The following is a 19,939-nucleotide window of genomic DNA, read 5'->3' as shown; positions in this document are numbered from 1 at the left end:
ATGCGAGCGGTCCCCGGACCGGGCCCGACGACCTCAGCTGCAACGCTCCTGAACAGGGTTAGGATGAGAGGGGGATACGAATAGCGGCGCACTGTGGCGTGAAGGTCACAGTGCCTTTGCCGCGATGCGCGCGCCCTTGTCATCAATCCGCTATGTTTTCTTCATCAAATGGAAATGGTCGCGTCATGCCGCTGACGCGGCGCGTTCCTATTCGCCGCCCCGATAACAACACCTCATTGGGGAATCGCAAAAAATGAAATCGTCTCTCCCGAATTTCCGGGCCGCTTTGCTGTGCTCGGTGGTCCTGATCTCCACGCCGGCCCTCGCGCAGTCCGAAACGTCGGCCGATCCCGCGCTCGAAACCGAAGCAGGCATGGACGGCGATTCCATCGTCGTGACCGGCCAGCGCCGCGCGCAATATGAGGCGACGGCAGAAAAGCGCGATGCTTTCATCGTGATGGATGCGATCTCGTCGGACGATATTGGCAAGCTGCCGGACCATAATACGGCTGCCGCGCTGCGCCGCATTCCGGGCCTGTCGGTACAGGAAGATCAGGGCGAACCGCGCTTCCCCGTGCTCCGCGGCCTGCAGTCGACCTATAACCGCACGACCGTCGACGGCGCGCTGGTGTCGGGCGTGGACTCGACGGGCCGCACGGTGCCGCTCGACATCATTCCCTCGGTGATGGCGGCGCGGATCGAGGTCATCAAGACGGTGACCCCCGAAAATGACGCCAATGCCATCGGCGGCATCATCAACATCGCGACGCGCAGCGCCTTCGATGCGAAGCGCGCCTTTTTCAACGGCGTCGCCTCCTACGGCGTCTATGAACAGAATGGCGACGTGCGGAACAGCAAGCCGTCATATCGCGTGGCCTTTGCCGCCGGCACGACCTTTGGCGCGAATGACGAATGGGGCATCGTCATCGGCGCCAGCCAGGAACAGCTCGACTACGACATCCCGCAGATCGAAGTCGCAAGCCCCTCGGTGCGCGAATATACGGCGGGCGGAACGGCGGTGAATTCGGGCGATCCAACAGGTAACGGCATTCAGGTTCCGACGCAGCACCGCCTGTTCTGGTACAACAACACCAAACAGCGCACCGGCGGCAATGTGAAGCTCGAATGGCGCCCGTCGGACCGTTTCCGCTGGGAGCTTTCGGGCGTCGTCGCGCGCACCGAGGATGATGAAGAGCGGATCGAATATCGCATCGAACCGCTCGGCAATGTTGCGAACCAGACGCCGACCAGCGGCGATTTCGCGCGCGGCCGCATCATTGTCCAGCTCAACCAGCCGATCACCAAGCGCCTCGTCGCGCTCGGCCGCACCGCATTCGACTGGGATGCCGGCGAAAAGCTCAAGGTCGACGGCGACGCGGTCTTCTCGCTCGGCCGCCTCCGCGTCCCCAACGAAAGCATCGAATTCCGCACTCGCGACGCCGTTGCTGCGCGTTACGCCTTCCATTACGATACGTCGGACTTCTATCCGGTGTTCACCCCGACCAATGCGGCAGCTGCCGTCGATCCGGCGAACTTCTACCTCCAGCAGCAGCGCAGCGACCTTCAGAAGTCGCTGGAGAAGAGCGGCCAGTTCCGCCTTAATTTGACCTGGGGCGACGACAGCTACGACGGCGGCTTCAAGATCAAGACGGGTGGTGTCATCCGTCTGACCGATCGCGAGAACAGCAACCCTCGCACCGACTATAAGGCGGCGAGCGGCTTCGACTACGCGCTGGACGAGGTCGTCACCGACGGCCCGACCAAGCCGATCCAGGGCCAGTTCTATATCCCGATCCGCATCGATGCCGGCGCCTTCCCCGCTTTTTACGAAGCGAACAAGGGCAGCTTCACGACGACGGTCGCCTCGGCCGCGGGGACATACGATGTCAGCGAAGATGTCTATGCCGCCTATCTTCAGGGCAGCACGCGCATCGGCAATGTCACGTTGCTCGGCGGGCTGCGCTATGAACGCACCGATATCTCGTCCAACGCCTTCCGTGCGGTCGGTTCGACGCTGACCGAGATCACGACCGACGGCAGCTATGACAATTGGTTGCCCAGCTTTCATATCCGCTGGGATGTCGCCGATCGTTTCGTCGTGCGCGGAGCTTATACCAACACGATCGGTCGCCCCGACTATGGCTCGATCGCCGCGACTGAGACGCTCAGCTTCGATGGCAGCCAGCCGACGCTGTCGCGCGGCAACCCCGGACTTAAGCCGCGCGAGAGTCGCGGTTTCGACCTGTCGTTCGAATTCTATCCGAAGGACGGCGTAATTTCGGCCGCGCTCTTCCACAAGAAGATCAAGAACGAGATCTTCACCCTGTCCAACGTCGAGCGGATCGATGTGGGCCGCGGGGTCGAGGATGTGCTGGTGTCCGAACCGCGCAACGCCGAAAGCGCAACGATCCAGGGGCTGGAACTCAACCTGCAGCAGGCGCTGACCTTCCTGCCCGATCCGTTCGACGGCCTTGGCGTCAGCGCGAACGCGACCTTCCTCGACACGAAATTCACCTTCCTGACGAGCGTCGGCCCCCGCGTTACCGGCCTGTTCCTTCAGCCCGACACGGTCTGGAATGCGTCGGTCTATTATCAGAAGGACAAGTTCGAGGCGCGGCTGTCCTATAATTATATCGGCGGCTTCCTCGAAACGATCAACGACACCATCCCGAACGCCGATCAATATTGGAAAAGCCGCGGGACGCTCGACGCGAACATCAACTTCCGCCTGACCCCGAACTTCACGCTCTATGCCGAGGGCCAGAATCTGACCAACAAGGGCCGCCGCGAACTCGTCGGGCCGGGGCAGGCCTATCTCCAGGAATCGGCCGAATATGGCCGGACCTTCTGGTTCGGCGTGGCGGCGAATTTCTGATGCTCGGCCTGCTGCTGCTTCTCGCATCGACCGCCACGGCGCCTTCCCCTGCGGTTCCGCAGGGTGAGGCTGCCGAGACCGTCCGCCGCATTCCTGCCGCCGAAGCGCGGCAGGGCGTGGCGGCCGGCCCGGCGGGCATCTATGCCGTCGCGAACTGGACGATCGCGCGCTACGACCGCAAAACCGGCGAACGTTTGAATATGTGGGAGGGTGAGCCCGCGCGCTACCCGCACATCAACAGTTGCGCGCTGCTCAAAGGCGAGCTGGTATGCGCGGCATCGAACTTTCCCGCCGTGCCGCACGCGAGCTCGGTCGAGATCTTCGATCCGGTGACGCTGGCGCACAAGCGCACGGTGTCGTTGGGGCAAGGCACCGGCTCGCTGACCTGGGTCGACTGGCACGACGGCCATTGGTGGGGCATGTTCGCCAATTACGACAACAAGGGCGGCGAAGCGCCCCGCGACCACCGTCACACCACGCTGGTCAAATTCGATCCCGAATGGCGGCGCACCGAAAGCTGGGCGTTGCCCGCGACGATCCTCGAGCGGATCGCGCCGATGAGTATCTCGGGCGGCGGGTTCGGACCCGACGGCAATCTGTGGCTGTCGGGGCACGACCTTCCCGAGCTTTACGTCACCCGGCTGCCAAAGGGTGGCGCGACGCTCGACCACGTCGCAACCGTCCCGATGGAGGCCGAAGGACAGGCGATCGACTGGGACGAAAGCCGGCCCGGCATATTGTGGGGCATCAGCCGCAAGGGCCGGGCCATGCTGGAGATGCGAGTTCCGGGTTTGAAGCAATAGCAAGCGGGTGAAGTCTTCGAGCCTCTATGCCCGGGGCCACGCGCGTTCGAAGCTTTCGGCCCTAGGGCCGGCAGCTTCCAGAAGGCCAGCGGGGCCCCGGTTCACGGCAAATCCATAAGCAGAATTTCGGCTTCGGTATCGGCCCTGATGACCAGGCTTATTTCCTCTGTCATCGCCGCGCCATCGCCGGCCCGCATTTCCGTCCCGTTCAGGATGACGATTCCCTCGACAAGCTGAATCCAATATCCGCGGTGCGGGTCGAGTTCTCGTTCGATCTGGGCACCGTCGTCGAGCCGTGCGATCGCCATCATAGCGTCCTGGCGCAGCGTCAGCGATGCGTCGCGACCATCGCCGCTCGCGATCGTGATCCAGCGATTTCGATCTCCGGCGGCGAAGGACTTCTGCTCATAGGATGGCGGCCCGCCGAATTCGGCGGGGATGATCCATATCTGGAGCAGGTGGGTGCGTTCGTCGGAGCTCGGATTGCGTTCGCTGTGGCGGATACCGGTCCCGGCGCTCATCCGCTGGACCTCGCCCGCGCGGATGATGGCGCTGTTGCCGAGGTCGTCGCGATGCTCGACGGCACCTTTCAGCACGATCGTGACAATCTCCATATCCTCATGACCATGCTCGGGCAGGCCGGCGCCGGGGACGACCCTGTCCTCGTTGAGCACTCTGAGCGCGCGGAAACCTATATGTTTGGGATCGTTGTAATCGGCGAAGGAAAAGCTGTGATGGGCGTCGATCTGCCCGCCCTGATGGCGGCCGCGCGCGCCGCGGTCCCTGAAACGGATCATCGTCATTCTCTCCAAAGCAAGCGCCGCCCGTCGGGTAGCGCTCCGGTCATTGTCAGGCGACATCGACGAGGACGATTTCGCGGTCCTCGATCGTCGTCACGCCTGGCACGTCCATATCACTTATCTCGGCATCGTCTTGCGCAGTCTCGAAAATCGCTGCGAGCTATCGAAAACCACTAAATGCAACAGCTTGCAACTTGGTCCCCGGGGGCCGGGACCGGCAGGAAGGATGGCGATCGGGAGGGGCGCGGCATGCGTTCGGGAACCGGTCGCATCTACCCTTCCAGCCTTGAGGTACGATCGATGACCAAATCATTTTCCGCTGCGCGCCGGCATCGCGCCGGGTTGCTTGGCGCAACCGCCATAGTCGCGCTTTCGTTCACCACCCCGGCCTCGGCCCAATGCGCTGACCAGCCAGACGGGACCACGATTTGTTCGGGTGACAATAGCAGCGAGCAAAGCGTCAACAATGGCGCCGGCGCGGTCACGGTGACCACGACGCCGGGCTTCGGGATCGACAGCCCCGACAACGGGCTGCTCATATCGGGTGCGGGATCGCTCATCTATAATGACGCCAATGCCTCGACCATTATTGGCCGCGGACGCGACGGGATCGCGGTCGGCAATGGCGGCGGCGCATCGCGCGTCGAGATCCGCACCGCCGGAGACGTGACTGGCGGTGGCCGCGCGGGGATCATCACAAATAATCTGGGCACCGGTGGTGTGCTCGTCGAGGCGACGGGCACTGTCACCGGCGCGCAAACTGGCATCACCATTGTCGCACTGGCCGGCAGCGGCGGCGATTCCGAGGTAATCTCGAACAATGTCGCCGGCGGTACATCGGGCATTGCCGTCGAAAATCGCGGCGGCACGGGCGCCATCCGAATCACTTCGACCGGCACGGCTAGCGCGACCGGCAGCGAAGGTTTTGCGATCGTCGGCTTCAACAGCGTGCAGGGGGCTGGCGGCGATATCGTGATCGCGGCGAACAATGTTGCGGGCGTCGGCGGCGGGATCAATGTCAGCAATCTGGGCGGCGGATCGACCGATATCACGGTAAACGGCGCGGTTGATGTCGCCAGCCGGCAGGGCGTCTCGGCAGGAAATGGCGCGACGGCGCAGGATCTGATCGTCACGACGCGCGGCGCTGTCACCGCAGGGGCGAGCGCGATCTCGGTCAGCAATATTGGTCGAGGGCAGACGATCATTACTGCCGAGGGCCAAGTGCTCAGCAACAATACCCGGCCGCAGGAAAGCGCAATCAGCGGCAACGGCCTGAACATCGTCACCGGGGGGAGCGCGGGTGATGTGATGGCGAATGTTGCGGGCGTCGAAGGGCGCGCCGGCATATTGATCCGCAACCTCGGGCAGGGGGCGGCGACGCTGACCGCGACGGGCCGCGTCGAAGGGCGCGAAGGGCGCGGCGTCGAGATACTTTCCAGCTCGACTGCGGGGGCGATCAGCGCCAATCTGGCCGCCGTTACCGGCGCGACCGACGGCGTTATCGTCACCGCGCAAGGCAATGGTCCGGTCGACCTGGCGATAGCCGGGCCGGTCGTTGCGGGCGACAATGGCGTGCGCGTCGAACTGGCGAGCAACGGTGTCGGCGATGTCAATGTCGCGGTGAACGCGGTGACCGGAGGGAGCAACGGCGTCACCCTGACCGCGCTCGGTGCGGGCGATATCGCGCTCGAAGCCACGGGCGAACTGACAGGTACCGGTGGCACCGGCCTCATTATCTTCGGACGCGGCGCGGTCGATGCCGATGTCGTCGACGTGACCGGGATCAACGGCGTCGTCATGAGCACATCGGGCAGCGAGGGGAGCATCGATTTCACCTCGACCGGTACGCTGACCGGCACCGGCAGCGACGGATTGTTCGTCTCCAGTTCGGGTGCGATCCGCATCGACGCGACCAACAGCACGGGAGCACGTAACGGCCTGACGATGAGCTTTGGCGGACCGGGCGAGGCGGTGCTGCTGGTACGCGGGACTGCAACCGGCGACACCAATGGCGTTCGTGCGACGACATCTGCCGATGCGACGGGCAGCCTGTCGCTCGACGTCAACAATGCCGCGGGCGGGGAGTATGGCGTATCGATCGTGACGCGCGGTCTTGGCGGCGGTGGCGGCGGAGGGCCGCAACTGCTGCGTATCGCGGCGCTCGACGCAGTCACAGCCGGCGGCGCGACGCTGGTCACGCGCGGCACCGTAGAAGGCGGGATCGCGGCGATCGACGCCGGCACCGAAAGCGGGCAGGGATTCGCCCTGACCAACGAAGGCACCATCCGCAATCGTAGCGGGGCTTCGGCGGATCTCGCCATTCAGGCTTCGGGCGGTCCGGTGGAGATTCTCAATAATGGGACATTGCTTGGCACGGTTCGGCTCGACGCGGGGATTGTTGCGCCCGAACCTGAGCCGGAACCCGAGCCCGAGCCCGAGGATCCGGGTGAAGGCGCCCTCGGTCGCGCGGCGCGCGCGGGCTTCGTCATCGCCGAGGTTCCCGATATCGAGGCCAGCCATCGCTTCACCAATGCGGGGACATGGAATAGCATCGGCGGGGTCAATGTCTTCGGCGGCGCCGACGACATACTCAACAATGTTGCGGGCGGCCGGCTGATCGGCGGCGTGTCGGCGGCGACCGCCGAGACGACGACCTATTCGGGGCTCGAAACGCTGGCGAACAGCGGGACGATCATCATGATCGACGGCGGCTTCGGCGATGTCGTGCAGACGACCGGCGATGCGAGCTTCGCCGCCGGATCGGTGCTGGCGGTCGATGCGGGCGGGACGGGATCGGACCGCTTCGTCGCCGATGGTGCGACCACGATCGAAGCGGGCGCGCGGTTGCAGGTCAGCAATCCGCAACCGCTCGTGATCGGCACCCGATACACGGTGTTGGAATCGGCGGGCGGCGTGACGGGCAGCTTCACTTTCGACGACGCCTTTCTTTCGGCCTTCCTCGGCTATCGTCAGGGCAATACGCCGACGACGATCTTCATCGAACTGGCGCGTCTGCGCGCGTTCGCCGCGGCGGGGTTGACGCCCAACCAGATTGCGGTCGGTTCTGCGCTCGACGGGCAGGCGGCCAGCGATCCGCTTGCTGCAGCGGCGCTGTTGCTATCGACCGATGCCGCCGCACAGGCGGCGTTCGACGGGCTGTCGGGCGAGGTGCATCCCGCCGTCAGGACCGCGATGGTCGAGGACACGCGCCTGCCGCGCAACGCGGTGCTTGAGCGGCTGCGCGAGCCGCAGGGCGGCGCGGTGTGGGGCCAGCTCTTCGGCAACTGGGGCAAGAACGACGGAAGGGGCGGTACCGCCGACCTCGACCGCGATACGATCGGCGGGGTGCTCGGTGCCGATTTCGGGGTAGGGGACAAGGCGGTGCTCGGCGTCGCCGGGGCCTATCTCGAAACCGACCTGACCCTTGCGGCGCGCGCCAGCGATGCGAAGCTCAAGAGCTTCCACATCCTCGGCTATGCGGGCGGCAGCTTCGGCGCGCTCTCGCTGAAGGCCGGCGGCGGCTATGCGAGTTACGACATCGACACCGACCGCTTTACCGCCTTTCCGGGGGCCGGCGAGACGCTGCTCGGCGCTTATGACGGATCGGTGATCCACGGTTTTGCCGAGGCGGGTTATCGTGTCGCGCTTGGCGGCGGCTATGTCGAACCTTTCGCACAGCTTGTTGCCATCCGCGCGAAGACCGACGGCTTTGCCGAAACGGGCGGCAGCGCGGCGCTGACGGGCGTCGGCGAAAAGGAAAAGGCACTCGCCTCGACGCTTGGCATGCGGTTCGAAACCGCGCGGGTGGGCGCCTTTTCGGTCGCCGGCATGGCGGGGTGGCAGCACGGGTTCGGCACGCTTGAACCCGCCAGCCGGCTGCGCTTCGCGACCGGGCCGGCCTTTTCGGTCGTCGCGGCCGGCCAATCGCGCAACGCCGGGGTGGCCGCCATCGAGGGGCGTTTCCGGCCGAGCGAACGGATCAGCGCCAGCATCGGCTATGACGGCGTGATTGGGTCGGCAGGACAGGATCACAGCATCAAGGCTGGGCTGCGGATCGCCTTCTGACTCCGGCCCGGTCTCCGTCTGGCGGCGGGGACCGGGTTTGGATTGCGCGACCTGTTGCAGTGCGGCATAGCCAAGTCACGTGTTTCCGGTCGAATCCATCTATGATGCCGCCGCCGATGAGCGGCTGTTTCCCGATCTGCTGCGGCGGATCGTGGATCATTTCGGCGCGCAATCGGGCTTTCTCGGCTGGATGGGCGGTGCCAGCGGCGCGGGGTTCCAGGCCGAATATGGCAATGACCCCGCCTTCCTCAAAAGCTATGTCGAAACCTATGCGCCGCTCGACACGCTGCGTCCGGCGCTGATGGAAACCGCCGAGGGCGAACCGCGCCCGGCCTGGCCGCTGCTGCAATCGCCCGAGATACAAGCGAGCCGCTTCTACCGTGAATATATCGCGCCGCAGCGGATCGTCGACAATATGGCGACCAACCTGATCAAGCGCGACGGAATGTTCGCGACGATCGCCATCCTTCGCACCGGCGATGCCGCGCCTTTCGATGCCGGCGATATCGACGCGATGCGGCTGCTGGTTCCGCATCTGCGGCGTGCGGTCTATCTGTCGAGCCACCGCATCGGACAGGCCGACCTCATTTCGGCGTATCGCGAGGCGGCGGAGGGCGCGCGCGACGGGCTGGTGTTGCTTGGGGACGACGGGCGCATCCTCGACCTTGGCCCCGAAATCGGCCGAATGACCGGCTTCGGGTCGATCGAGGCCGCGGCGCGGTCGGCCTTTGGGCGGGCGCTTGCACGGGCGGCGCATGACGGAAAACCGATCCTGCACGAATTCACCTTCGATGGCCGGAAGGTCCGCCTGCTGCTCGCCGCGCGTTCGCTGTCGCGCAACCGCTATGGCGATCTGGGAGCGGGGCCGGGCCCCGCCCACGCCGTCAGCGTAACCGAGGTCGATCGCCGTTGGGGTCTTGCCTATGACGCGATCGCGGCCGCGCATGAACTCACCGCAGGCGAAACGCGGGTGCTGCAGGACGTGCTGACGCATGGCGAGATGATCGGAACCGCCGATCGACTGGGTATCGCCCGCGCGACCGCGCGCAGTCACCTGCACCGCATCTATGCAAAGACGGCAACCTCCGGTTTTCCCGACCTTTGTCTGTTCGCCCATCGGTTCATCGTAGCGGCGCCCTGACGCCTAAACAGATGATGGATGCAGGCTTGCGTCCGATCGCATAGGTCCCCCGCGCAAGCGATCCTTGGCGTCCGCCAGCGCAGAAGGGGTGGGTTCAGCGTGTTTTCGTTCGTCGTCCGACCTGTCCGTCCGTGACAGCCAGCAGCAAGTCCGCGGCCGCCCGCATCGACGGCTGGAAATCGATCGGGGCTCATTTCGGACGCGACCGGACCACCGCGATTCGCTGGGCGCGCGAGCGCGGCCTGCCCGTCCACCGTCTTCCGGGGGGGAAGACGGGGACGGTCTATGCGCTGCGCGACGAGCTCGATGCCTGGGCCGCGAGCTTACGCGACCCAAAGCCCGCGGACCGGGTATCGACCGCCGCTCCCGGCCGGCCATTATGGCAGCGTCCGGGGGCGGCGGCTTCGCTTTTGCTCCTTTTGGCAGTTGGCGCGGGGTTGTGGACGATGACCCAACCGGCGTCGTCGGCGCGCGCCATCGCCGCCGCGCCCGTGCTGCCGGTCGATCCCGGTGTGGCGCAGCGCTTTCTCGAGGCGCGCGACCTCGTCGCCGACAGGAATGCAGGATCGATCGAGCGCGCGATCGAAACGCTGCGCACGGTGACGCGCGACGACCCTGGCTATGGGCCCGGCTATGCCGCGCTGGCCGAAGCGCTGATCCTGTCGCGCGAATTCGGCAGCCGGAGCGATGCCGACGCCTTTCCGGAGGCGCGGGCGGCCGCGCTCGATGCCCTGCGCCTCAGCCCGTCGCTCGCCTCGGCCCAGCGCGTCAATGGCTTCGTCGCTTATTGGTGGGATCGGGATTTCGGTGCGGCCAAGCGCTATTTCGAACGGGCGCTGGCCCTCGCGCCGAACGACGCAAACGGCCATTTCTGGTTCGGCAACATCCTCGCCGATCATGGCGACGGGAAGGCCGCCCTGACGCATCTCAACGATGCCCGCACGTTGTTGCCGGGTTCGGTCGCGATCCAGACCGATCTCGCCTGGGCGCAATGGTCGATGGGCGACGAAGCGGCGGCGGTTGCGGCGCTGACCGACCTCGAACAGCGGCATGCCGACTTTGCGGTGATCCACGATTGCCTGAGCGTCATCCACCTTGCGAAAGGCGATTATCGGGGCTTCGTTACGGCGCAGCAGAGTTTTGCCAAGCTACGCCAGAATGCCGAACTTGCGGGGCGAATCGAGGCGGTCGGCGCGGCCCTCGACGAAGGCGATGCCCGCGCGCATGCGGTGCTGATGGAGCAGGCGCTCGCCGACCTCGCGGCGGGAGACCTCCGATCACGCGCCTGGCCGAGCTTCCTGCTCTCTGTCGCGGGTGACCGGGCAGGGCTTGTGCAGATGCTTCATCAGGCGACCGCGCGCCGCGAGCGTTGGGGTGACGCGGGTCTGGTCCGTTCGATCGCGGTCAAGTGGCAGGGCGACCCCGGCGTGCAGCGGCAACTCGAAGTCCTGACGGCTTCCTGAAGACTGTCATCCCGCCTCGCCGATCGGCAACGGGGCGGCTGATGTTGCCGGCCCGAATGCCGTCGACGAAAGTATCGGCAGTGGTCAGAAGCGCGCGTTGACGCTGACCCAATAGCTGCGCGCCTTGTCCTTGTTGTTGTAGTGATCGATGTAGGTCGGCGTATAGGCACCGTTCACCGGCTGGCCGAAGTCGACGTCATAGGCACGAAAATCCTGGTTGAGCAGGTTGTTCACCCGGCCACTGAGCGTCAGATGGTCGTTCAGCCGATATTGCGCGCCAAAGTTCAGCACCGTGTAGCTCTTGTAATAGAGATGCTCGCCGTTGACGCCGAGGCCGCGATAGCGGCGCGAGCGATGTTCGGTCGAGAGCTGCGCCGACAGGCCGTCGAGCGGTTGCCAGTCGAGCGTCGCGTTCGCCATATGCTTGGCCGACTGGGTCAGCGGCTGGCCCGCGGACGCGCCCGTCTGCTGCTTGCTGTCGGTGTAGGTGTAGTTGGCGCGGATCGACAGGCCGTCGAAGAATTCATAGCGGCCCGCGACTTCGGCGCCCTTGATCCGCGCCTTGTCGACGTTGAACGGGATGCTGATCGTGCTGCCAAGTCCGAGCACGGCATAATAGTCGCCGAGGTTGGCGCAGGGGCGCACGAAATTGGTTAACGCGCACGGCTGGACGATCGTCGTGTCGATCTTGTCCTTGAACTTGTTGTGGAACAGCGTGACGTTGAGCCCGCTCGCCGCTGTCGGGTTCCAATAAAGCGCGACCTCGCTGTTGACGCTGGTTTCGGGCTTGAGGTCGGGATTGCCGATGAAGGGGCTGGTGCCCTGACCGCCGAAGCCGCGAATGCCGTCATAGAGGTCGGTGGTCTTCGGCGTCTTGTAGCCGGTGCTGACCCCGCCCTTGATCGTCAGGGTCGGCGTGATCGTGTAATTGGCATAGAGGCGCGGGCTGAAGTGGCCGCCAAAGAGATTATGGTTGTCGTAGCGGACGCCGCCCGTGATGCTGAACCCTTCGAACGGGGTCCAGTTGTCCTCGGCGAACAGCGACCAGATGCGGTGGTCCTGCACCGCTTCGATCCCGCCGACCGCTGCCTCGAGGCCGAAGACGCCGTCGTCGAGCGTGCCGTCGATATATTGGCCGCCGAGAACGATGTTATGCCGTCCGGCCAGGTCGACCGGGATGTCGATACGGCCATCGACCGTATATTGTGCGCTTTCGAGCGTGCGCAGCGGGCGCGGCAGGAAGGTGCTCGCGGCGAGCGCGCGGCGCTCGGCGGTCGGCATACCGGCATAGGGCCCGGTGCCGCTGAACATCTGCTGCAAGAGCTGACGTTCCGCCACCGAGAAGGGCATGGTGCGCCCTTTGTTGTTCGTTTCGATATAGGCGAGCGACAGGAAGGCGCGCGCGAAGCCGAAATCGCCATTATAGGTGCCGGCCCAGGACAGGCGATCGAACACCTGCTCCTCGGTATAGCCGACGCGCGGCTGGACGATGCCGCCGCTGGCGCGCCAGATGCTTTCGATGCCGTCGAGCGTTCCCAGCGGATAGGTGATCACGCCCGTGTCGGGATCGACGATCGGCGTGTTGTCATAGACCTGCTTCGAATAGTCGATGTCGAAGATGAAGCTGTGGTCGTCCGACGGGGTGAAGGTCAACGAACCGCCGTAGGCGCGGTTGGTGTTGCTGACCGTCTTGCCGCCGCCGCCAAAGCCCAGGCCGCGGACGTGCGACACGCCGGCGGGATCGACCACCGGCGCGAAATCGGGCTCGGACGGGTAGCGCTTGTAATAGGAACCGCGCAGCTTCAACCCGATGAGGCCCGGGACGATCGGCCCGCTGACCGCCGCGTCGAACGTCATGTCGTCGCCGAAGTCGGTATCCTCCTGGATGCTGCGGCCAAAGGTCGCCGAGCCGGTCCAGCGGTCGAGCACCTTCTTGGTGATGATGTTGATGACGCCGCCGAGCGCGTCGGCGCCATAGAGGGTCGAGGCGGGACCGCGGATGACCTCGATCCGTTCGATCGTGTCGAGTGGCGGGATATGGTTGAACTGGTTGCCGCCAAAGCTGTTGGGATAGATGTCGCCATGGTTATTCTGGCGGCGGCCGTCGATCAGGATCAGCGTATAGTCCGAGCCCATGCCGCGGATGCTGATCGTGCGCTGCCCTGTCTTGTCCGACGTTTCGCCGACGTCGACGCCCTCGATATCGCGGACCGCGTCGATCAGCGTCATATAGGGGCGCTGGCGCAGCTCTTCGGCCGTCACCACGGTGATGCTCGCGGGGGCGTCGGTGATTTTCTGCTCATAACCCGCCGCGGTGACGACGATGTCCGATCCGGCGGGCGCTTCGTCGCCGACATTCGCGGCGGCGGGGGCGGCCATCAGGGCGGCAATGGCGGCAAAACAGGCGCCGCCGCAAAGGCGGATGGTGGAGCGATTGAAAGCGGTCATGGTACCCCCGATAATGCGAATGATTTGCAAAAAGATCGGTGGCGCAACTGATGCGGACGCCGGTTGGGGTCAATTGGGAAGTGGCGCCGACGGCGCGCTTGCAACACTTTGTTACAAATGGTGCCGGGATTCAGCCGGCCAATGCCTCTCCGCGGGGCAGGGAGAGGCTGACGCCGAGGCCGCCGAGCGGGCTGTCACGGAGCGTCAGCGAGCCGCCCATCAAAACCGCGGCCTTGTGCGCGGCGGCCAGCCCGATCCCCGCGCCGCCGCCCGAACGTGCTTCGTCGAGCCGTCGGAACGGCAATAGTGCTTCATCGCGTCGATCCGGCGGAATCCCCGGGCCGTCGTCGTCGATTTCGATCGCAAAGCGGCCCGGGCCATCCACACGAAGCGTCAATTCGACAAGCCCGGCATGGCGCTGCGCGTTGTCGATCAGATTGGCAAGAATGCGCCTGATCGTCACCGGCCGCGCGGTGACCAGAAATTCGTCGGGACCGTGATAGCGGATATTGCCGCCAAGATCGGTGGCTGTATCGACCGCCGTCGCAACCAGTGCGGCGACGTCGATCAGCCGCGGCAATTCGTCCTCGCCGCTGCGAAAATAGGAGAGGGTGCTTTCTATAAAGCTCTCCATTTCCCCCAAGTCCTCGTTCATCGCATCGCGGGCGTCCTCGTCGCCCAACAAGGCGGCGCGAAGGCGAAGGCGTTGGATAGGGGTGCGCAGGTCATGCGATACGGCGACAAGCGCCTGCGTCTGGTCGTCCATCGCGCGGAGAAGCCGATCCTGCATCGCCGAAAAGGCGGTCGCGACGCGGCGCACCTCCGCTGGCCCGTCGATCGCAATCGGGCTCGCGTGGCCGCCGGTCGTCCGGTCGGCCGCAGCGGCAAGATCGCTGAGCGGGCGAACAAGGGCGCGGATCATGACAAGCGCCACGCCGAGCACTACGGCGACAAGAAGCAGGTGGAGGAGAATGACCAGCCGCGGGTTCGGCGGCGCATCAAGATAGGGGCTGAGGCGAAAGGTGATGAAGCTGCCGTCGGCAATCTGGAGCGCGCCAACGAGGTCGCGTTCGCCGCGTTCGGCTGATGGCATCAGCGTCAATCGCAGCTCGTGCGCCGCCAGCTTTGGCGCAGCCTGGACGATGCGCCCACGCAGGGTCTGTAACTGGGCGAACGATGCGCTGAAGTCGGTGATGACGGTGCGGGGCACCCAATTGAGCGACAGGTCACCCTCGGCAAGGTCGCGCAGCCGGTTGCCACGGTCGCGCGGGTGGAGCGCCAATGCGACGTCTTCGGCCGCGACAAGCCGGTTGGCGATGTTCCCGATTTGCTGGTCTGAGAGAAGCTCGCGTTCCTGCCATTTCTGAAGCGCGAGATTGCCGAGCAGTTCGAGAAGGATCGCGGCAACCAGGACGAGCAGGATGCGTCCGACCATCGCCTCCGGAAGACGCAGGCGCATGAGGGCTAAGTCACGACGACATCGGCGGCGAGCATATAGCCGATCCCGCGCACTGTCCGGATGAGCGGGCGGATCTTGCGGCTGTCGCCGAGCTTCCGACGCAGCCGGCTGACGAGCACGTCGATGCTGCGGTCGGTCGAAGAGCCGATCCGGCTGCGCGACAGTTCGAGCAGCCGCTCGCGCCCGATCATGCGCTGCGGATTGCGGAGCAGGGCGATAAGCAGATCCTGCTCGGCGGCGGTCAGGTCGACCTCCGCACCCGATGGCGCAAGCAGCTCGCGGCGGCGTGCATGATATCGCCACCCGGCGAATTCGAAGCGCTCGGGGACCGGCGCGTCGAGCGGAGCATGCGGATCGCGCATCCGGCGCAGGACAGCGCGCACCCGGGCGAGCACTTCGGACCGGCCGAAGGGTTTTGCGATATAATCGTCGGCGCCCACATCGAGCCCTGCAACCCGGTCGCTTTCCTGACCCCGCGCGCTGATCATGATGATCGGCACATGGCTCTTTTCGCGGACCATCTGGCACAGGTCGATGCCGCTCTCGCCGGGCAGCATGACGTCGAGCAGGATCAGGTCGATCCGTCCTGCACGCATGATCGATTTGAGTTCGGTCCCGTCGCGCGCGCCGCTCACTTCATACCCGCTTTCGCGCAGGATACGCGCCAGCAACGTCCTCACCCCGGCGTCGTCGTCGACAACGACAATATGATAGGCAAGCGACGGCATCGCATCGGCAAGACGCATCGGTGGTGCATGGCTGATCGCGAGGTCCGGCAACAATATGGTCCTAAAGTCCAGTTTGGTGCGCACGCCTTAAGCATGTCCAAGCCGCGCTGGCGAGAATTATGATAACTATTCGCATTATTAGAGCTGGGCAAAGGTCGGCCCCATTGGGTCATAAACCGATCGGTACGCCTTTCGCCACCGCTCTTCCAACGAGGCCAGGCCACCAATAAAAAAGGAGGCGCAGTCCGATTACCGCGCCTCCTTAATCAAATCGCTTTTCCTGTAGGATCAGCCCTTGCAGGGACCGATGTTGGTGCTGGTGACCTGCATCTGCATTTCCATCTCACCACCGCCCATCAGCGACTTGCCCTTCGACGTCACAAGGACGTCGGTCTTCTTCGCGTCAAGCGTGCCGGCAAGCGCGAGTTCGACCTTTTGCGCGCCCTGTGTGCAGGTGCCCGCGACGTCGATCTTGCCTTCGCCGATCTGGTTCTTGTTCCAGGTGCAAGCCTCGCCATAGCCCTTCGACAGCGCGCCGGCGACATCTTCCTTGTCGGCCTGTTCCTGCGTGAGGCACTGTTCGGTGCCGCTTGCGGCTGCGAGCTGCTTCGACATCTGATCTTTCACATTGTCGGGAACGCCGGGCATCTCGAACTTGACCAGCTTGACGTCGGTCTTCCAGTTGCCCGCTTCGCGCTTCACGGTGCCCGCCGGCGTTGCCGCCTTGTCTTCGCTCTTGCCGCAGCCGCCCAGTGCCAGCGCCGCGCCGATTGCGGCGACCGTCAGAAACTTCTTCATGCCTCGATATTCCTTTGATTGTTGCTCTTGGGTCCCCCGAGAGGTCGCAGCCGCTTAACGCCCCAAGCGGTTGCGGGGGCGCATTTATCAAGATTTCAATGCGATGCACGCATAAAGTTAGAAGCCTATCCACCGGCGGATCGAGCGCGGTTGCGCCGATTTCAGTTGCCGGCGGTCACGGCCGGGAGGATTGTCAACGCAGGGCGGCGGCCAGTCCGCCGGCGTTGACGTGTGGCGGCAAGGTCGCCCGATAGTCGCCGACGGCAAGCAGCAAGCCTTCGATCTCCGCCGAAACGATCCTGATCCGGAAATCGTCGCGGCCATCCGGGCTTCCCTTGAACTTGAGATCCCATCCATCCCCGCGGTCGATGGCCGCTCTCAGCGATGTCTCGTCGACCGAGAACATCAACCGCATCGTAAGCGCGCAATCGCCGGCGAAATCGCTGTTGGGGCACATGCTGTCGTCGCCGCGCCGGGCGTAATCGAGCGGCCGCACGACAAGTTCGTTATCATGATCGGCGAAATGGACCGTGTCATAGAGCCGCTGCGAGCCCCGATATCGAAGGAACTGGTGGACTTCGAACCGGGTTTCGCCGGTGCGTTTGTTGACGTGGGCTTCGACATGGCTGTCGAACGAAGCCGAGCTCGTCAGCCGCTGTTCCTTGCGAAATCCCTCGCGGGTCGAGATGATAGTTATATATTCCAACTCGTCGTCGTCGATCGTGACTTTGGCGCGGAATGCGTCCGCATCCATCTTTGCGAGTTGCCTCGGTACTACCGGCGTGTTCGCCATTGCGGGCGAAGCCAGCACAAATGTCGCCAAGCCGAGCGTCAGGCTGGAAAAACGCACAAATAGCTCCTCAAAGACCATGAAGTGGGCGGGGTGCCGCCATGGCCCGAGCCGATATCGGGCGTACAATGCAGCCGGGTGTCGCCTGCGTAAGGAAATATTGCTGAACGCCGGGACGGGAGGGTCAGGGTCGGTTCGTCCCGATTTCTTGCTGCAAAGATATGTCCGTTCGTCTTGCGGCAAACGAGGCTCTGTGCGTCGATCCGGCGTCGATGCGCGAAAATTATATATTTCTTTCAAATTTCTGCGGCTCATCTTTATTGTCATATCGCCCGGATATGGCCGCCGCATCGCGGCAGCCCGCGCTGGAATATGTTGTAAGGAAATGTTTCTATTCCCCTCCATGCACTGGAAGGGCGGCGCGTCGTCCCTATCTGTGTGACAGGTCGCCTGACCATTTGCTCTCCCGGGCTTGCACACCTGAACTCTACGAACGAACGGCACAGATTTTTCTATGACTGCCTCTACAATCTTGATCGTTGAGGACGATCCCGCGTTGCGCACGCTCACCGCACGCGCGCTTCAGCAAAATGGTTATCAAGTCCGACCTGCGGCTTCTGCGCCCGAAATGTGGCTGGCGCTCGATGTCGGAGCGGTCGATCTCGTGCTGCTCGACATCATGTTGCCCGGCACCAGCGGTCTCGATCTCTGCCGTCAGTTGCGCCAACAGAGCGAAGTGCCGATCATTTTCGTCAGCGCCAAGGGCAGCGAGACCGATCGGATCGTCGGGCTCGAACTGGGGGCTGACGATTATCTTGCGAAGCCGTTCAGCACGCGCGAGCTGACCGCCCGCGTCCGCGCCGTCCTCCGCCGCGGACGGCTCGACCGCCAGCATGGTAAAGCGGGGCAGCAGATCGCCAGTTTCTCGGGCTGGACCGTCAATTTTTCGAGACGCGAATTGCATTCGCCGACCGGTGCTATCGTCGAGTTGACGGGCGCGGAATTCGATCTCTTGTCCAGCTTCCTCGAAAATCCCCAACGTGTCATCGCGCGTGAGCGATTGATCGAATTGTCGCGGACGCGGCTTGGCGAAGCGTCCGATCGCAGCGTCGACGTCCTCGTCAGCCGCTTGCGGCGCAAGCTTTCGCACAAGGATGCAAGCGCACCGATCATCACCGTTCGCGGCGTGGGCTATATGTTCAATGTCGAAGTGTCGCGTCGGTGACCGACGCCATACGGCCGTCGCTCGGGCTGGTCGGGCGGATATTCCTGATCCTGCTGCTCGCGATCACGCTCGAATTCACCGTCAGCACCTTTCTGCATGAGCGCGCCGGACAACTACGCGTTGAAGAGGATGAAGCGCACCGCGTCGCCGAGCATCTGGCCGCGGCAAGCCGCCTGCTGAATGCGAGCCCTCGTAGCGATCGTCCCGAACTGGCGGCGCGGTTGTCGAGTGAAACCTTCATTGTCGAATGGCACCCGAACAGCCTTCCGCTGATGCCGATGGCTGCGCCGCTCAATGAGATGCGAACGCAGATTATCGGATGGGAACCGGCCCTGGGGCACGAGAATTTGCGCCTGCATTTGAAGGAGCCGGGACGTAACGGCAAGGTTACCGGGCAACTCTCGCTGGCCGACGGTAGCTCGCTCGAGTTCAGGGCGATGCAACTCGTCGATCCTTCCCGGTTGCGGATCAACCGGTTCCTCCTGGCGCTCGTTCCCGCGATTGCGCTGATCCTGATCGGCGGCCTGTTGCTGCGCCGTGTTCTCTCTCCAATGCGGATGCTGACACGCGCTGCCGTGCGCATTGGCGAGGGCGACGCGGTGGTCCTCCCCGAAGTCGGCGTGTCGGAGATCCGGCGCGTGATCGCCGCCTTCAATGAGATGCAGGCGCGCATCCATCAGCTGATCACCGACCGGACGGAGGCGCTCGCTTCGGTCGGTCACGACTTGCGTACACCGCTTTCCCGGCTGCAGCTCCGCACCGAAGCGATCGACGATCCGTTCTTGCGCCACTCGATCCAGAAGGATGTTGGCGAAATGGAGGCGATGGTCGCTTCGCTTCTCGCCTTCTATGGCGGCGATAGCGATCCCGAAAAGCCCGTGCAGACGGACATTGCGGTGATGGCGGCCACGATCGTCGACGATGCTTCGGACATGGGCGATCTCGCGACTTATGACGGGCCGGACCATCTCGAGATCGTCGTGCGTCCTTTGGCGCTCAAGCGCGCGCTGTCCAACCTCGTGGAAAATGCGATCAAATATGCAGGCGGGGCAGAGGTCACTCTTCGAACGGAGAACGACCGGGTCATTCTGTGCGTCGAGGACGACGGACCGGGCATTCCCGAAGAGGAACTGGAACATGTGCTCCAGCCGTTCGTCCGGCTGGATCTGGCGCGGAGCCGCGATACGCATGGTCTGGGTCTGGGCATTCCGATCGCGCGGCGGGTGGCGCAGAAAGAGGGCGGCATGTTGCGCCTGTCCAACCGGACGACAGGCGGGCTGCGGGCCGAGATCGATATCCCGCTCGGCTAAACGAGCGGAAACACTTCCTTACAACCGGAAACAT

The 19,939-nt window shown here is 64.2% G+C and carries 13 protein-coding genes; 7 read left to right on the top strand and 6 right to left on the bottom strand.

What is annotated here, in order from left to right; all coding sequences use genetic code 11:
• The first annotated feature begins 298 nt into the window (after nucleotides 1-298).
• Both BLW56_RS01020 and BLW56_RS01015 read left to right on the top strand, forming a co-directional pair.
• A complete protein-coding gene (locus BLW56_RS01020; RefSeq protein WP_218140471.1) occupies nucleotides 299-2,875 on the top strand; it encodes a TonB-dependent receptor in 2,577 nt (858 codons plus the stop codon).
• Nucleotides 2,875-3,678, top strand: a complete 804-nt coding sequence (locus tag BLW56_RS01015; RefSeq protein ID WP_093508825.1) for a hypothetical protein — start codon at nucleotides 2,875-2,877, stop codon at nucleotides 3,676-3,678. Before BLW56_RS01020 ends, BLW56_RS01015 begins: the two co-directional genes overlap by 1 nt.
• A gap of 101 nt (nucleotides 3,679-3,779) precedes the next feature.
• On the opposite strand, the gene BLW56_RS01010 is transcribed toward BLW56_RS01015, so the two are convergent.
• Complete coding sequence (locus tag BLW56_RS01010; protein ID WP_093510717.1) at nucleotides 3,780-4,475, bottom strand: pirin family protein; 696 nt, start codon at nucleotides 4,473-4,475, stop codon at nucleotides 3,780-3,782.
• 303 nt (nucleotides 4,476-4,778) lie between these two features.
• On the opposite strand from BLW56_RS01010, the gene BLW56_RS01005 reads away from it, so the two are divergent.
• The 3 genes from BLW56_RS01005 (at nucleotide 4,779) to BLW56_RS00995 (ending at nucleotide 11,147) form a co-directional block, all read left to right on the top strand.
• Nucleotides 4,779-8,543 (top strand): autotransporter outer membrane beta-barrel domain-containing protein, encoded by a 3,765-nt coding sequence (locus BLW56_RS01005; protein WP_177175747.1) that lies wholly within the window; start codon nucleotides 4,779-4,781, stop codon nucleotides 8,541-8,543.
• Between the two features lie 79 nt (nucleotides 8,544-8,622).
• Nucleotides 8,623-9,684 (top strand): helix-turn-helix transcriptional regulator, encoded by a 1,062-nt coding sequence (locus BLW56_RS01000; protein ID WP_093508823.1) that lies wholly within the window; start codon nucleotides 8,623-8,625, stop codon nucleotides 9,682-9,684.
• A gap of 131 nt (nucleotides 9,685-9,815) precedes the next feature.
• Nucleotides 9,816-11,147 carry a tetratricopeptide repeat protein gene (locus BLW56_RS00995; RefSeq protein WP_093508822.1) on the top strand — a complete coding sequence of 444 codons (1,332 nt, stop codon included), beginning with the start codon at nucleotides 9,816-9,818 and terminating at the stop codon, nucleotides 11,145-11,147.
• A gap of 84 nt (nucleotides 11,148-11,231) precedes the next feature.
• Here BLW56_RS00995 and BLW56_RS00990 read toward each other — a convergent pair whose 3' ends face one another.
• From BLW56_RS00990 to BLW56_RS00970, 5 genes are all read right to left on the bottom strand, one after another.
• On the bottom strand, nucleotides 11,232-13,595 hold the full coding sequence (locus BLW56_RS00990) for a TonB-dependent receptor domain-containing protein (protein ID WP_093508821.1): 2,364 nt from the start codon (nucleotides 13,593-13,595) through the stop codon (nucleotides 11,232-11,234).
• 130 nt (nucleotides 13,596-13,725) lie between these two features.
• A complete protein-coding gene (locus BLW56_RS00985; protein WP_093508820.1) occupies nucleotides 13,726-15,054 on the bottom strand; it encodes an ATP-binding protein in 1,329 nt (442 codons plus the stop codon).
• 5 nt (nucleotides 15,055-15,059) lie between these two features.
• The gene (locus tag BLW56_RS00980; RefSeq protein ID WP_093510716.1) at nucleotides 15,060-15,782 is read right to left on the bottom strand and encodes a response regulator transcription factor; all 723 of its coding nucleotides are present in this window, start codon (nucleotides 15,780-15,782) and stop codon (nucleotides 15,060-15,062) included.
• A 288-nt stretch (nucleotides 15,783-16,070) separates the two neighbouring features.
• On the bottom strand, nucleotides 16,071-16,580 hold the full coding sequence (locus tag BLW56_RS00975) for a DUF3617 domain-containing protein (protein WP_093508819.1): 510 nt from the start codon (nucleotides 16,578-16,580) through the stop codon (nucleotides 16,071-16,073).
• A gap of 193 nt (nucleotides 16,581-16,773) precedes the next feature.
• On the bottom strand, nucleotides 16,774-17,430 hold the full coding sequence (locus BLW56_RS00970) for a hypothetical protein (protein WP_143043321.1): 657 nt from the start codon (nucleotides 17,428-17,430) through the stop codon (nucleotides 16,774-16,776).
• A gap of 454 nt (nucleotides 17,431-17,884) precedes the next feature.
• Between BLW56_RS00970 and BLW56_RS00965 the strand changes: the two genes are divergently transcribed.
• Nucleotides 17,885-18,595, top strand: coding sequence for a response regulator (locus BLW56_RS00965; RefSeq protein WP_093508817.1), 711 nt, complete (start codon nucleotides 17,885-17,887; stop codon nucleotides 18,593-18,595).
• The gene (locus BLW56_RS00960; protein WP_093508816.1) at nucleotides 18,592-19,905 is read left to right on the top strand and encodes an ATP-binding protein; all 1,314 of its coding nucleotides are present in this window, start codon (nucleotides 18,592-18,594) and stop codon (nucleotides 19,903-19,905) included. The genes BLW56_RS00965 and BLW56_RS00960 overlap by 4 nt, the downstream gene beginning before the upstream one ends.
• The last annotated feature ends 34 nt before the right edge of the window (nucleotides 19,906-19,939 follow it).

It is taken from the genome of Sphingopyxis sp. YR583 (genome assembly GCF_900108295.1).
Classification (GTDB): Bacteria; Pseudomonadota; Alphaproteobacteria; order Sphingomonadales; family Sphingomonadaceae; genus Sphingopyxis.
This window is presented reverse-complemented; position numbering and strand designations above follow the sequence as displayed.

Coding starts and splice junctions, on each gene's coding strand:
- BLW56_RS01015 (WP_093508825.1), top strand. CDS start 2,875: ATGCTCGGCCTGCTGCTGCTTCTCGCATCGACCGCCACGGCGCCTTCC.
- BLW56_RS01010 (WP_093510717.1), bottom strand. CDS start 4,475: ATGATCCGTTTCAGGGACCGCGGCGCGCGCGGCCGCCATCAGGGCGGG.
- BLW56_RS01005 (WP_177175747.1), top strand. CDS start 4,779: ATGACCAAATCATTTTCCGCTGCGCGCCGGCATCGCGCCGGGTTGCTT.
- BLW56_RS00990 (WP_093508821.1), bottom strand. CDS start 13,595: ATGACCGCTTTCAATCGCTCCACCATCCGCCTTTGCGGCGGCGCCTGT.
- BLW56_RS00985 (WP_093508820.1), bottom strand. CDS start 15,054: ATGCGCCTGCGTCTTCCGGAGGCGATGGTCGGACGCATCCTGCTCGTC.
- BLW56_RS00980 (WP_093510716.1), bottom strand. CDS start 15,782: ATGCCGTCGCTTGCCTATCATATTGTCGTTGTCGACGACGACGCCGGG.
- BLW56_RS00975 (WP_093508819.1), bottom strand. CDS start 16,580: ATGAAGAAGTTTCTGACGGTCGCCGCAATCGGCGCGGCGCTGGCACTG.
- BLW56_RS00965 (WP_093508817.1), top strand. CDS start 17,885: ATGACTGCCTCTACAATCTTGATCGTTGAGGACGATCCCGCGTTGCGC.